This window comes from Serratia sp. Ag1, assembly GCF_000743355.1.
Taxonomy (GTDB): Bacteria; Pseudomonadota; Gammaproteobacteria; order Enterobacterales; family Enterobacteriaceae; genus Chania.
The window spans coordinates 218,291-232,445 of record NZ_JQEI01000003.1; the positions used below are offsets into that span (position 1 = coordinate 218,291).

Consider the following 14,155-nt stretch of genomic DNA (forward strand, 5'->3'; position numbering starts at 1 on the left):
AAATAACCTCCCAATAAGGGAGGTTATTTGTAATATTAGGACTCTTTATTTTCTTTGATATTCCATCCTGCGCTACTTTCTGCCCCCTTACCGCCTTTATCGCTTTGCTCCCAGTATTGCTGTTTAACTTTTGCTGCCTGGAAGGCGTAATTGACGCCTACGGTATCTTCACCATCAGAGCCGGTATATTGTACTGAGGTCACCAGTACATCTTCCAAGGTGATTTTGACATACTCAACCTGGCCACCACCGGCTTTGCAAATAGAAAGCTCAATTTTCCCCAAGTGTTTTCCGCTAGCGCAGTGCTTTAATAATGCTGGCGTTGATTTATCGACCAATGCCTTAATATGCAGATCGTTAAAGCAGACTTTACCAGCGCCACCGCCACCACCTACCCCCATATTACCTGGCTGAGATGCCCCCCAAGAAAAAGAAATAATGTCGGTCCATCCTTTATGGTTGGAGTCTTTAGATTCACCGTTGGCACCTTCAACCTTCAGGAACATATCAATAGCCATTATCTTTATCCTTAATTAAATTTTGTGAATATTAATTTGCGTTGAAACATTCAGGTAATAGCAGCAGGAGTTATAATTTTGGTGAGAAACCGTGAACATCCTTGTGCCACGCCCCATTAAATACCGATTTAACTGTCGGTACGGTTATGAAGCTCTTTATTGCTGGGCAACAGAGAGCTTAATTTATTGCGCATTGGGAATAGCAATTAAGCAGCGCTCAATATTCTGCGAATTTTTTACTTTTTCTTGTAGGATTATCTTACATGTCTTAATTTTTTAAAAATTAAATCTAGCTCATTTCCCAGAACCAGACTTCTTTACAATTAAAATAACAATGCGAATGACATAAAAGAACTGCATTTCCTGGTTCAATAAGGTCAATGTGCCCACCGTCATAATTGGTTATCTTATTGAAAAAAACGACACCCTTTTTATTACGAATCCATTTTTCTGCTTCTGCAGTCTCTAGGAATACTTTGGCTTTACCAAAAACACTTGGCTTCTGCAGTTGATCCGCAAGCAGTTTTGCACCCGCTTCTATGGTGCGGCCTTTATATATACCCTGTTTTATGGGTAATCGCCCTTGGAAACGGATTCCCGATTTCATCAACGCCAGACTCATTCTGACCGCACATGTATTTGCATAACCTCTGTTTTCCCCAATAAGGGTTTTGATGTCATAGCCTATTTCGGTATAAAGATCATCGGCAGAGAAGTAGGAAGAACTGGAGTAATCAGATGAGTAATGGTTATTTTTTAATTGGCTGAATAATGGTTTCAATGATGCCCTCCTTTGCATGGAAAATCCTTCACCATTGCAGCCTCAATCAGATCTGACGCTCTTAATTTCAACTGTTCTTGAGGTAACTTTTTAAAGTATTCGAATACAAACTCCTGCAAAGTGATGATTTGCAGTTGGCTATACTGGCACCAGACCTTGCCTTCAGTGGCATCCAGCACTCCCAGCAGATAAAGCTGAGCCTTTTCTTTTTCTTGCTGGTTTGTACCACGATATAATTTGAAAAAGTCCTCACCTTTCAGATTAACGTTATCGGGGGTTAAATGCTGAATTATGGTTTGCTGGGCCTGAACAGGCACTTGAGCCGCAATGAAGAATAATATCGTTGCCAATGACGTTAGATAATAAGTTTTTTTTTGCAAACTAATCTCCCGATAAGCACAGCATATCCTTGGTTAAATATAAAGCGACTAAATAAAGAGCCAGATTACCTTACAGCAACCTGGCGTATTACCATCAATTACGCTTCGCTCTGCTTCAACGAAGGAAGTTTTGATACCAGACGCAGCGAGACCGTTAAACCTTCCAATTGATAATGCGGACGCAGGAAGAATTTAGCGCTGTAATAACCTGGGTTATCTTCTATTTCTTCCACCAAAACCTCGGCCGCCGCCAGAGGTTTGCGTGATTTGGTTTCTTGTGAGGAGTTGGCGGGATCTCCATCAACGTAGTTCATTATCCAATCATTCAACCAGCGTTCCATATCATCACGCTCACGGAAAGAGCCGATTTTGTCACGGACGATACACTTGAGATAATGCGCAAAGCGGCAGCAGGCAAACAGATACGGCAGGCGTGCTGAAAGCTGGGCATTGGCCGAGGCGTCCGCATCATAATACTCTGCCGGTTTTTGCAGGGACTGAGCGCCGATAAAAGCGGCAAAATCAGAGTTTTTGCGGTGTATCAGCGGGATAAAACCATTTTTAGCCAGTTCGGCTTCACGGCGATCGCTGATGGCAATCTCCGTCGGGCACTTCATATCAACACCGCCATCGTCGCTTGGGAACGTATGACATGGCAGGTTTTCTACCGCTCCGCCAGACTCGACGCCACGGATCGAGGTACACCAGCCGTATTCCTTGAATGAGCGGTTGATGTTAGCCGCCATGGCATAGGCCGCGTTGGTCCAGGTGTAATGATTGTGGGTTGTCCCGTCGGTCTCTTCCTCAAAGTCGAACTCATCAATCGGATTGGTGCGGATACCATAGGGCTGACGCGCCAGAAAGCGCGGCATTGCCAAGCCCAGATAACGCGCATCCTCAGATTCTCGCAGGCTACGCCAGGCAGCATATTCGGTATTTAGGAAAATTTTTGTTAGGTCGCGCGGGTTGGAGAGCTCTTGCCATGACTCCATCTGCATCACGCTGGGGGCGGTACCAGTGATGAACGGGCAGTGAGATGCTGCACCAATTTTGGCCATTTCACCCAATAGTTCAACGTCTTGCGGGCTATGGTCAAAATAGTAGTCGCCCACCAGGCAACCAAAAGGTTCGCCGCCAAACTGACCGTATTCTTCTTCGTAGATTTTTTTGAAGACCGGACTTTGGTCCCAACCCACGCCTTTATGGCGCTTCAGCGTTCGTCCTAATTCCTTCTTGGAAATGCTCATGAAGCGGATTTTCAGCATTTCATCCGTTTCAGTGTTGTTGACCAAATAGTGCAGGCCATGCCAGGCACCTTCCAAGGTCTGGAAATCCTGGTGGTGGATAATTTTGTTGATCTGCTGGGAGAGTTTTTCATCAATTTCAGCAATTAGCGCCTGGATCGTGCGGTAGGCATCAGCAGAAACCGTAACGGTATTTTCCAACGCCTGGTGGGCTAACGTTTTTACCGCAATCTCTACGGCTTCCTTGGCCTGATCGGTTTTGGGGCGAAACTCTTTATTCAACAGCTCACTGAATTCATCGCTGGAGAAAGCTTCGGTAGTCTGCAACGCTTGTTGCTGCTGAGGCGAGTGACTCATCGATTAATCCTTATATTCGTTGTTGTCATCTTTTGCGGCAGGGTTGGGGGCTTTACTCAAGGATTTCAGCAAATGAGGATTTTGCAGGATCTGGGAAATCAACTGTTCTGCGCCGTTCTTGCCATCCATATAGGAAAGAAGGTTAGAAAGCTGAGTCCGCGCTTCCAACAGGTTATCCAAGGCATCAACCTTACGAGCAATAGCGGCAGGTGAGAAATCGTCCATGCTTTCAAACGTGAGATCAACGTTCAACTGGCCTTCGCCCGTCAGGGTATTTTCTACTTGATAGGCAACACGCGGCTTCAATGACTTCAGGCGTTCATCAAAGTTATCAATATCAATTTGCAAGAATTTACGTTCATCAACGCTAGGCATGGGTTCAAGCGGGTTACCCGTGAGATCGGCCATCACACCCATAACGAAAGGTAGCTGGATTTTGCGCTCGGCACCGTAGATTTCAACGTCGTACTCAATCTGTACACGCGGTGCACGGTTACGGGCAATAAATTTCTGTCCACTGCGGGACTTCGAGTTTGACATGGGTTACTCCATCTAACGATTATCAAAAACGTTCCCATCCAATGGGATAGAACGGCTTCAAATTCAGGCCTGTTTCTTGGGAGAACAGGCAGCTAACACTCAAAGATAAATTAGGCTGTCAGTTGTTCTCCTCATGTCCTGGCATACCCAAAATAGTCTCTACCTGGCTAAGACCATCGGGAGCCAGGTCGCGGACGATCTGCATAAAATCCAGCGTGAGCAGCCGCTGTACCCGGTCAATCATCAAGGGAGCGGGATGACTGGGCTCATGGGTATTAAAGTAGTGTTTGACTTTATCCAGCATGAGTCGAGCATCGTCGCGCGACTGGATCTGAGCACTGTGCCAATTGAAAACCAGGGCGTTGTTGGGTGGCGCAGCTGTGACTGCCGCTACGGGAGCCTCCATCGCCTCTTTCACGGGGAGTGGCACGACCTCCCTTGGCTGACAGGCTTGAGCAAGTGTGCGAAAGAGGTGTAACAGGCCATCCATTTCTGGCAACGCGTTTTCTCCCAAGTGGCGGGAGACTTCTGTGCGCAGGTCATTCAACGTTTGATACAGCGTGATAACCAACGGGGAGACCGATTGTGATGCTTGTGCGAGTTCCTCCTGCAAACGAGTCCGCCCGCCAGGAAAACCGGGATATTCCTGTTTACTACCATCCAACAGAGCACAGGCATCGCGTAGAGATATTTCGCTGGAATTGCTTTTCAGCAGATTGGCAGTGCGAATACAGGACGCCAGTTGAGTTTTGTCACCTAACCCGGCCAGCGCATTGATACGAAACAAAGGGTCAATTTCGCCATCAAAATCCAGCGCTGGCAACAGCGTATCCCAATAACGGACCAACGCCTGATGGATCAGCGCCAAGCCATCGGCATAGCCAGGCAGGCCACGGATTTGCGTCCAAGCCTGGGTGAGTTTGAGCATCACCCGTAGATCTTTGGTGCGCATCAGCAAGGCACTAGCCAAACGTTCTACTTGTATCCAGTCAGGCAATTCAGCCGGAATAATAGTGCTACCGAACTGCTGCTCAGCTTTGCCTATTGAGGCTTTATCCATCGCCAGAAAATCAGCGTCATACTCCAGATTATCGCCACAAGGGACATCACTGCTGATTGGGGCCAAAAGGATATCGATATCCATACCGTTTACCTTTAAAGAAGATATACCCGTCATACTTCAAGTTGCTTGGGTGTTGGCTGCGTTCTATCGCCTACCGGCAACTCGAATGATTTAAGGTATGTTTTTAATCAAATAGCTGAGGATACTGCCCACCCCCACCTGGCCTTGACCAACCATTAGGGCTAAACAGCAATGAAAACAGTTGTACGGTAAAGTTACCACTGTGTACGTGAGTGTAGAGTGGGTGACCATCGGCTTGGTTGGTCCACCAGAAACTACTGTATTGTGTCGCTTCAAAGCAGTCGGCAGCCTGCTGCCACGCCAGTTTGTTTTCTGGCTGATACGGCAAACCGATAACAGATAAAATATCTGACCCCCCTTCCTCGGCGGGAATGGCAAGTTCTGGAATGGCGAGTAACAAATGGTCCATTTGCTCCGCAGATAAACCGTTACGGACCCCATGCAGTAGCGTATGGCCTAATTGGCTATACCAATCAGAAGCGATATTCAATTGCTGTTTATGCCAGTCATTCAGGTTCCACAGACGCATCGCACAAACGGGGTAATAGCGGCCAACGCGATCGCGGGCGGGTAGCAAACAGCCCATTTGTACATACTGGTTGCCCAAAGGCGCCGGTATAACAAAATTCCAGACCGGGGCTTGGCTAAAAGGATATTTGCTGCTGCCCGATGGTTCCTGTTGCAGATTCAGCAAACCATTGTGAAACCAATGGGCCCAGCGGTTAATGACCACACTGGGCAAACGGCGCTGAAGAAAATCGCCCTCAGCCGGAATTTTTCCATACCAACCAATAGACATCGTTAGGTTTAGGTTACGATCCATCGTCATCTCCTTTCGGGCTACGGGCAAGAAAACGCAGGTAGCTGGAAAGGGTTTCGAATGCTGTTGGGGGTAAACTCCAACGTCACACTATGTCCATCCAGATTGAATGTCGCCTGACGACTGAGGTTACTGCCAGCCGATGACGCTGCCCGATCGACCATACGATTTAGCGCCCAAGGCCCGCTGGTCACCATACTGGCCGTCGTTCCATTAGCCAGTGACAATTGCAAATGCACCTGATTGGTATTGCGAATACCCGGCCAACTCACCACAAGAGGAACCTGTGGGCCGTGGCTGTATTTGAACAATTGGCCATCAATATCCAGTGTCAAGTTCAGGATATCGTTATCCATACGCAGCGGACGTACCGTAACCCGGTAAGACGGGACTGCAGTACCGTTGGCAAAAAAGGCATCCCTAATGCGTTGTGCCTGTTGAAATGAGGATAAGATCCCCTCTCCTCCAGGCAATGTTTTACCATCTACGCCTGGTGTAAAACGCCAGGTAGGCCGTGTGCTGTCAACTTTGCCTTGTAAATTGTCACGGAAAAAGTTGTCCATCAGGCCAGTATTAGGCGCAAACATCCGGGCCAGATCGTCCGGCGTAACATCTTGCGCTGAACGGGGGTTAAGTGGATAACGACCCGCGATAGCCTGACGGCAGAAACTGCCAACTTCCACATTGATGCGTTTTTTGACATTTTCCATGTCCTCGCGTTGTGCATCGCTACTGGCCCCAATCGCCAGTGACAACAACATTTGTTTAAAGGGGGTCGGTAAGCGACCTGACTCTGCCTGCAAACGCGGAATAATATCGCTGGGTGGAATGGCCATACCGCTGTTAGTGGCACCCTGAACGGCGGTCAGATAACTGTAAAGGTCATCAACCTGTTTAAGTACAGCATCAAAGGGGATGGCCTTACTCCCCTCTCCCTGACTCTGTGCCAACTCCAGCAGGGGAGCAAAATGCGCCATGACAACCAGCTCAGGTTGTGTGGAGAGGTCCCCATCAGCATTGGCTGGGCGGGTGGTAAACAGGGCTTCCAGCGTATGATTAGCCCCCTGATTTAACTTGTCTCCGGCTTTTCCTAGCACCGAACGCTGGTCTGCGTCACTGTTCTCATCACGCAAAGTGACATATTTTCTTATGTTAACCAGTAGGTTACGCATGGGGGAAGGGTTACCCGAAAGCAAACGCGCGCTGTTGATACGCTGGCTCAGTTCACTGATATTTGCCAGCCGTATATCCGCCAGCAGTTCATCCCAAACGGCAATAAAGTCCTGCATGTAAAGCTGGCGGACTATTTTCGTCAAGTCGGTACTTTTTTGCTCCGACGCTGTCTGGGTATTCAGCACCCAAACATCTTCCTGACGCAGTGTTTCCGTCACCTGGCCAATATTGTTATCAAACGCTTTCCAATAGCCCTGCGGAGTAAAAAGCCCCGGGATGCCATCGGTTACCGGTTTGCCACTTTGGCGTGAAAAAGCCAACTCCGCCTGTGCGCCCGCTAAATCCACCAGGCTGACCGGTTTGATCTCGGATTGTTTTAACAACAAACGCTTCAGGCGGCTATAAACCCTCTGAGGGAGAGGCGAGCGCCCCAGCGCAGATTGGGCCTGTGCCACCAAAGCTTCATCTTTGGCATAAGGTGATGACTGAATTTGACCATCAAGCAGTTGGGATAAATGCCATTCCAACTGCTGTAACTGCTGTTGCGTGATACCTTGACGCAGGTTGCGTTGCAGGTTGAGCATCACCCAGGCACGTAAAAACTCTCCGTTATAGTGCTTTGGCAGATAGAGCATTTGGTACGCTTTTAACGCTTCGTAACTGAAGTCGGCATCACTGCGATTATCATGACGCAATGTATTGGTAATCTGTTGTGCTACCTGTGGCAGCAGAAGCTCTTTCAGTGCCTTTTGGTATAACGCATTGCTGGCATTACTAATTTGAGCCCCTCGGTACAATCCCATCCGGTAGGAGAAGGGGGCATTTTGCAACGAAAAATGCTGGCTTTCTGGCAAGTTCAACACGCTATTCAGGAACGGGAGCAGCGTTAACATATCCCCCGTTGCCTGTTGAGCCAATCCTTGCCCTTGGCTTTCCAGCAGCGGTACTTTGGCAGTGACGTCTGCCAGGTAGGCTTTGTTATTATCATAACTGGTGAACCAGACTCCCCCGAGAATGACCAGAATCACTCCCAGAGAAATGTAACCAGCCCAGTGCAAGGCTCGGTTACGGTATTCCCACCAGCGGTTACTGCCTGCCAAACCAGACTCTTGGAAGACGACCTTTTCCAGCATGTCTTTCAGGAAAAAACTTTGGCCTTTGGCCGCCGGTCTTGGCGCTTCCTGATTGAGACCGCTCCAGTGGGTATTATCCTGGTCTGCTGACTGATTTGGGGGCAGTTTTAAATAGCGATTCAGCTCCCCCATTACGCGATCAAAAGGTAATCCTTCCTGAGTACCACTGGTGAAATAGATACCGCGTGGAGTGAAACAGGTTTCAAAGTTGGAACGGGTGAAGACGATATCCAGATATTGATTCAAGAACGGGCGTAAGGCCGCAAACTCTTGGGGGAACAGATAGCACTCGGCACGTTGCTGAGCATCGTGCTCAAGTAACAACGTCTCTGGCAGAGCAGCATCCAGCCGTTGTTGCAGTAAAGTGTATTGCGATTCTACAGCTCGTTTGAGGTCAAAGTCTGCCTGGCGGGCCTGCTCATAAGGGAAGGTAAATCCCCAGATTTGATCGCGCTGTGTTTTATCAAACTTGCTGAAATAGGCCATGAACCCATTCAGCAAATCGGTTTTAGTGATCATGACGTACACAGGGAAACTGATACCCAGTTGCAGATGCAGCTCGAGCAGCCTTTTGCGCAATGCCCCTGCCTGAATGGCCAGCGACTCACTGCTTTCACTCAGCAAGTCTGCCACGCTGATGGTAATGATCACCCCATTAATGGGTTGGCGTGCCCGGTATTTTTTTAACAGCTCAACGAAGCTTTTCCACTCTCCGGCATCCTCTGCGCGCTGGCTCTCCTGTGTGGTGTAACGCCCTGCCGTATCCAACAAGATCGCTTCATTGGTAAACCACCAGTCGCAATTCCGCGTGCCGCCGACACCACGCAGGGCTGATTTGCCAAAACTGTCCGCCAGTGGGAAGTGCAGCCCTGAGTTGATTAGTGCAGTTGTTTTCCCTGCGCCAGGAGCCCCGATGATGACATACCACGGCAATTGATAGAGGTACTGACGATTAAAGCGATTCAACCAAGGGTGTTTGTCTGCCTGGCCCGGATTGAACCGGGCTTTTTTTAACAGTTGTATCGCTTCATCAAACCGCTGTGCCAGCTGAGGATCCCGCTGAGGCAAAGCCTTGACTTCCCCTTGAGGGATTTCATTGGCAGCCCTTAGGTTGCTCAGCAGTCTGCTGTTGAACCAGATACTGTAAATACGCGGAATGATGCGGTATAGGAGCCAGAACAGGTAAAGTATGCCGATAATGACCTGTCGATTAAGTTCTGGCTCTAAGGGGCGGTAGTCACCGATAGCAACCAGTGGGCCTATCACCCAGATAACAAAGGCTAACGCGGTGATGCCAATCGCACCCCATAATAGGCGACTGGTTATAATGGAGAATAACGTACTGAGCATTATTGTCCGCTTCCTTGCTGCAATTGATTGAGTTCTGACTGTGTATTTACTGGCGCAACCAACAGAGTGATTTCGACCCGGCGGTTTAATGCCCGATTCTCTTTGCTGTTATTTGCCACCATCGGATTACTTTCACCACGCCCTTCTGTTTTGACCCGTCGTGGGTCATCCAGATGTTTTTGTAGCTGTAGGGTGACAGACTCGGCGCGCGCCAGCGAAAGCTCCCAATTAGAGGCAAAACGGGCACTGCGGATGGGAACGTTATCACTGTATCCCGTCACCAGAATTTTTCCGCTGACCCCATTCATTGCGCGGGCAATCCGCTCAATGATCGGCAGATAAGCTGGGCGCAAGGTCGTCGCCGCTGAATCAAACAACCCATCACCTTTGAGGATCACCACACTTTGCTGTGCTTCATCACGGACGATAACTAATCCCTCGGCGATCTCTTTGCGCAGGAAACCTTTCAGATCCAGCAGAGGAGGAGCTGCGGATGCCGGGTTGCTGATGGTTATTTGCGGCAGATTAGTTTGATAAATCGAGGCCAGCACTGGAGATGTGGCATCATCAAGACGCCAGTTAAGAACAATGAAAATCAGTGAAGCAATAAATCCTGCCATTGCAGCGCAGGCCCAAAGTGGTACCAAAGGACGCCATTGCTTCTGCAAGACCGGGAGATCCAGCGCGTTTTGCGATAGCATGACACTATAACCGCCACGCACCGAACGTATCATCTGCAACAGGCGCTGCTTGATGGTCTCTAACTGAGAACGACCATTTTCAATGACCCGATAACGGCCTTCAAAACCCAGTAGCAGGCAGTAGTTGATTAACTCCAACAACTGAATATGTTCACGCGGGTTTTGTGAAAGCTTGGCCAATAGCTGGAAAAACTTTTCCCCCCCCCAGGTTTCATTATGGAAAGTCACCAATAAACCACTGCCGGACCAGACGCTGTTACTGCCCCAAGGCGTTAGTGCAGCGGACTCGTCCAACGCGGTACACAGGCAATAGCGGGCCCCGATGATGGTTTCATAACTCAGGCCCGCCCTTTGCGCGCCCACCTCAAAACGACGTATCTCATCAATCAATTGTTGGCGTAACTGCGCCGGATCGGCATGGGTTGCCGACTGACGGATCTGTGAAACAGCATTTAACAGCGGGTTCGCGGTGAGCAGCAGTGGGTTGCCCGATTGGGTAACGTGAGTCATGAATCATCGTTCCGTCTGGTTGCGAATGGCCCAGAATTCCATTTCCAGCCCAGGAAAGTCGCCAGCCAGATGAAGCGCGAAGGCACTGGATTTCTCCATCTCTTTCCACAGATCGCCATGTTTCTCCAATTCGAAATAGGTATATCCCGCATGGTAGGGGATCTGACGCGGAGCGGCAGGCATGGTGCGCAAGCCAATACCAGGCAACTGGAGCTGAACCAGATCGCGGATACGCGTTACCGAGGCAATTTTCATTTGAGCCGGGAAACGGCTCAACAGAGCCTCCATCGCCACGTTGGCCCGCACCGCCAGCACGAAACCAAAATCGTGCATCATCTTGGTGTCCTGAACGGTTGCCACATTCAGCCCATGCGAGCGTTCTGTCAGCAGTAGCTGAATCGCGTTGTCTTCCAGTACGACAGAAAGCCCCTGACGCAACATCAACATCAAGGCGCTGAAACCAAGTGTCAGGTTATTGTGGTCATACGCTGGCAGTTTTGTTTCTGAGGTACGTGTTGCAGAGAAGCTGCTAAGTTCAGTGGCAAACTGCAGCCATTCGGCAAATAACCGTTCTGGATGAAGGTAATCGAGTGTTCTGGCGTGGCTAACCTGCCCCAGATAGCGGTTAATCAACTGCAGCAGCATAAAATCAGCGATCTCTGAGCTACCTCTTTGCCCCGATTGCAACAGGCGCTGGCTCATCTGTTGGCTACGTTGGGTCAATAGACCTTGCAGGTCATTAATAAAGGTTTTCAGTATCTGACTGCCATGACAGTTAAGCATCGGTGGAATCAGTGCAGGATCGAGGCGTAAGCTATTATCATTTTGCCGTTCCTGAACCAGGCAAACCGTCAGTGCCGTCCATTCCGGGCTTAGTTCACTTTCGCGCATCAGGCGTAACCGTAACTGACCAAACTGCAATGCAGCGCTGCCCACAGCAACGGTATTCAAATCGTTGACTTCGGTTTCATAGGCCAGATAACGAGCCAGCGACCCAGAAGCTTCCTGAAACAGGATCTCTTCGCGCCCTGCACGGTATGTAGGTAATGCCAGCACCACTCTCTCACCCACCTGATTATCGGCGATATCCAATGCGGGCAGCAGGTGTTGTGCACCAGATAATTCAAACGGCGTGCCATCTGGCAGGATGCCGCTAGCGGCGTTGAGGGCGATCTTACCTTGGCGCAACAGTGTCTGATCCAATTCCAGAGTCAAAAAACCCCAGAAATAGCCACAGTGCGACTGTCCCCAGCGTTTTACATAGTTTTCGAGATAATTTTCGGCCTGCTGGAAATGATGAGGACGTAAAAACATTCCTTCTGTCCAGACCACCTTATGAGCATTCTTCATCATCGTCCCTAATTGTCATGGTGTTTCAGCAAAACGGATTACGGGTTCGGACCGGTGACGGCCTTTAGGCCGTTCACACCGGCCACGATATGCGTGGTCAGTTCATCAGGAGATAATTGCCATATCTTGTAGAAGTTTGTTTCGGTAGGCTCAGGCAACGGTAACGAGAGACGCCATGTTTTACCGTCCAGCGCCTGATATTCAGCGATAATCCCGATATAGCGGGCCTCCAGCGTACTTTTCCCCACCAAAGTTTTGCCTTTCTGCCCTGGTGTCAGGAAGAATTGATCTCTATCAAGCAGGCTGCTGCCGAGTACACTTTTCGCATCGCCTTGCAGAGTAAAGAAATCCGTTTCCATAAACTCAGCATCAGAACGTAACAGCAATACGCGGACCTTGACGGGCGCTGGTGGTTGCCCGGCGGCACCGTTTATCTGCGGATCTGCATCAAAAACCAGGCTATAGCGCGATGGCACACTTTTCGCCGAGGACATGCAACCGCCAAGCACCAATGTGGCGGTAATGAGCAGCAGTAAATGCCAACAACGCCGGGCGGGTTGTGATTTCAACATGATGTTTTTCTTCACTCCAATACCGGCTATTCAAGGATCCAAGTGTCTGATTTAGCCTCTTTACAGGCTTTACTGCTATTCCCTACGTCTACGCAATTTCCTGCGTTCTTGGCTGCCTTAGAACGGCGGGCACGAGGACGATCTTTAAGCAGCGTCGCACGATATGCGCTTTCAACTACCCCGGCATTGTTCTGAATATAACCAATAAGTTGCCCTTCACTTTCCGTTGCAATCGCCAGCCATTGATTTTCAACCTCACCCAAGACAAAGAAAGGTGTGGCGTTCTCCAGCTTACCGAGTACTTTACCGTCATAACTGGGTTTGCTCATGATGCTGGCACTGTACAGGCTGCGATATTGCTCATTAATTGGCTTGAATTGCACCGGTGGGGAAATAATGGCGCGGTGGGTTAACGTTACCCCGTTAACCTCATGACTCACCAATGTGTCATCAGTAATTGCTGGCCCAGTACGCGGCGCACAGGCACAGAGTAATAGAGCAGAAAGCAGTGGCAGTAAAATCTGTATTTTCACAATAACCTCTAGATATCTTTTCGGATTGAAATGAGCCATTTTTCAGGGTGCAAGCAGCAAGACTTTCAACTGGCTGGGTACGGTACGCATACCGACCATATTGGTTGAGTTCTGTAGGCTGACACTGGTCAGGCGTGTTGCTGGAGTCCCCTTAAACAACACGGTAAAGGCGGCAGTAACATGGCGCGATGGCCCCATTACCGTGCCCGAAGCCACGCCCGTTGCTATACCCACGTTATCGCCATTGGTAAGAGGGGTGACCGTGGCCATGTTATGGGCCGGCATCCCCATAAGTAGGAGGTTGTAAGCGTTCGGTATGGCAGTTGGCCCCATAGCCACGTCAGGATAAGGGATGGGGGTGGGCGTTGGAGTAGGCGTCAGGCAGACGTCAGGAAACGCCAGATCGAGGCCCATTAATTGGCAATTGGCAAACATGGTGTTATCCCATATGGATCTGTTCTGAATCGACTTTAGTGATGGCCTTGGAGGTGATCACCGTGTTCTGCGCGTGCATACGCAGATAATCCTCAGCCTGCATATCCAACTGACCTGCACGCACCTGTTCCAGTTGCGTAGTTTTGCGCAGTAGTCGGTGGCTGATTTGTGTTACCACCTGCCAGACAGACTCACACTGTTTGCCAACCATGCGGGACAGGCTGACCCAAGCGGTGATCGACTCACCACTGTAGTTCATCGACTCTATCTGGCAATCGCTGGTTTTTGCCGTGATGTTCAGCGCCTGGCTGGCCAGGCTGAGATTCCCCTCTGGCGCAATCTGTAAATCACCTACGACGCTGATCACCGCTGGGTGCTGGCCCTCTCCCCGTTCCAACACAGCCAATAACCACAACTGGCCATCAGCGCTGGCGATCAGCACACGATCGCCGAACTCCGGTGTCAGTAGGCAACTGGCAGCACGGCGGCAATGCCAACCGCGGCCCTCGCTCTCAACCATTATCGTACCGTCGTTGAGCAGATTAACCACCTGCCCGGCGGCCTGTTGAGGCGGGGTGATGGGGAGTGTGTAAGAGGTTATTGCATGGGTCATG

General features: G+C 49.8%; 14 protein-coding genes. All 14 read right to left on the reverse strand.

Annotation, left to right across the window (positions count from 1 at the left end):
• Positions 1–35 precede the first annotated feature (35 nt).
• Complete coding sequence (locus tag IV04_RS02260) at positions 36–518, reverse strand: type VI secretion system tube protein Hcp (protein ID WP_037394180.1); 483 nt, start codon at positions 516–518, stop codon at positions 36–38.
• Between the two features lie 289 nt (positions 519–807).
• Positions 808–1,299 carry a T6SS effector amidase Tae4 family protein gene (locus IV04_RS02265; protein ID WP_037394183.1) on the reverse strand — a complete coding sequence of 164 codons (492 nt, stop codon included), beginning with the start codon at positions 1,297–1,299 and terminating at the stop codon, positions 808–810.
• Positions 1,296–1,679, reverse strand: a complete 384-nt coding sequence (locus IV04_RS02270) for a Rap1a/Tai family immunity protein (protein WP_051916589.1) — start codon at positions 1,677–1,679, stop codon at positions 1,296–1,298. The genes IV04_RS02265 and IV04_RS02270 overlap by 4 nt, the downstream gene beginning before the upstream one ends.
• A 98-nt stretch (positions 1,680–1,777) precedes the next feature.
• Positions 1,778–3,280 carry a type VI secretion system contractile sheath large subunit gene (tssC, locus tag IV04_RS02275; protein ID WP_037394186.1) on the reverse strand — a complete coding sequence of 501 codons (1,503 nt, stop codon included), beginning with the start codon at positions 3,278–3,280 and terminating at the stop codon, positions 1,778–1,780.
• 3 nt (positions 3,281–3,283) lie between these two features.
• On the reverse strand, positions 3,284–3,820 hold the full coding sequence (tssB, locus tag IV04_RS02280; protein WP_037394189.1) for a type VI secretion system contractile sheath small subunit: 537 nt from the start codon (positions 3,818–3,820) through the stop codon (positions 3,284–3,286).
• 118 nt (positions 3,821–3,938) lie between these two features.
• The gene (gene tssA, locus IV04_RS02285) at positions 3,939–4,964 is read right to left on the reverse strand and encodes a type VI secretion system protein TssA (protein WP_037394190.1); all 1,026 of its coding nucleotides are present in this window, start codon (positions 4,962–4,964) and stop codon (positions 3,939–3,941) included.
• A gap of 103 nt (positions 4,965–5,067) precedes the next feature.
• Positions 5,068–5,787: a type VI secretion system-associated protein TagF gene (gene tagF / locus IV04_RS02290; protein ID WP_037394193.1), complete on the reverse strand. Its 720-nt coding sequence runs from the start codon at positions 5,785–5,787 to the stop codon at positions 5,068–5,070.
• Positions 5,788–5,804: 17 nt separating this feature from the next.
• Complete coding sequence (gene tssM / locus IV04_RS02295) at positions 5,805–9,440, reverse strand: type VI secretion system membrane subunit TssM (RefSeq protein WP_037394195.1); 3,636 nt, start codon at positions 9,438–9,440, stop codon at positions 5,805–5,807.
• Positions 9,440–10,651 carry a DotU family type VI secretion system protein gene (locus IV04_RS02300; protein WP_037394198.1) on the reverse strand — a complete coding sequence of 404 codons (1,212 nt, stop codon included), beginning with the start codon at positions 10,649–10,651 and terminating at the stop codon, positions 9,440–9,442. The genes tssM and IV04_RS02300 overlap by 1 nt, the downstream gene beginning before the upstream one ends.
• Before the next feature lie 3 nt (positions 10,652–10,654).
• Positions 10,655–12,001, reverse strand: coding sequence for a type VI secretion system baseplate subunit TssK (gene tssK / locus IV04_RS02305; protein WP_037394201.1), 1,347 nt, complete (start codon positions 11,999–12,001; stop codon positions 10,655–10,657).
• Between the two features lie 38 nt (positions 12,002–12,039).
• Positions 12,040–12,573: a type VI secretion system lipoprotein TssJ gene (gene tssJ, locus IV04_RS02310; protein ID WP_081893144.1), complete on the reverse strand. Its 534-nt coding sequence runs from the start codon at positions 12,571–12,573 to the stop codon at positions 12,040–12,042.
• A gap of 26 nt (positions 12,574–12,599) precedes the next feature.
• Positions 12,600–13,106: an SH3 domain-containing protein gene (locus tag IV04_RS02315; RefSeq protein WP_037394203.1), complete on the reverse strand. Its 507-nt coding sequence runs from the start codon at positions 13,104–13,106 to the stop codon at positions 12,600–12,602.
• 42 nt (positions 13,107–13,148) lie between these two features.
• On the reverse strand, positions 13,149–13,541 hold the full coding sequence (locus IV04_RS02320) for a DUF4150 domain-containing protein (protein ID WP_037394205.1): 393 nt from the start codon (positions 13,539–13,541) through the stop codon (positions 13,149–13,151).
• Positions 13,542–13,545: 4 nt separating this feature from the next.
• A complete protein-coding gene (locus IV04_RS02325; RefSeq protein ID WP_037394207.1) occupies positions 13,546–14,154 on the reverse strand; it encodes a DUF3540 domain-containing protein in 609 nt (202 codons plus the stop codon).
• Position 14,155: the final 1 nt, after the last annotated feature.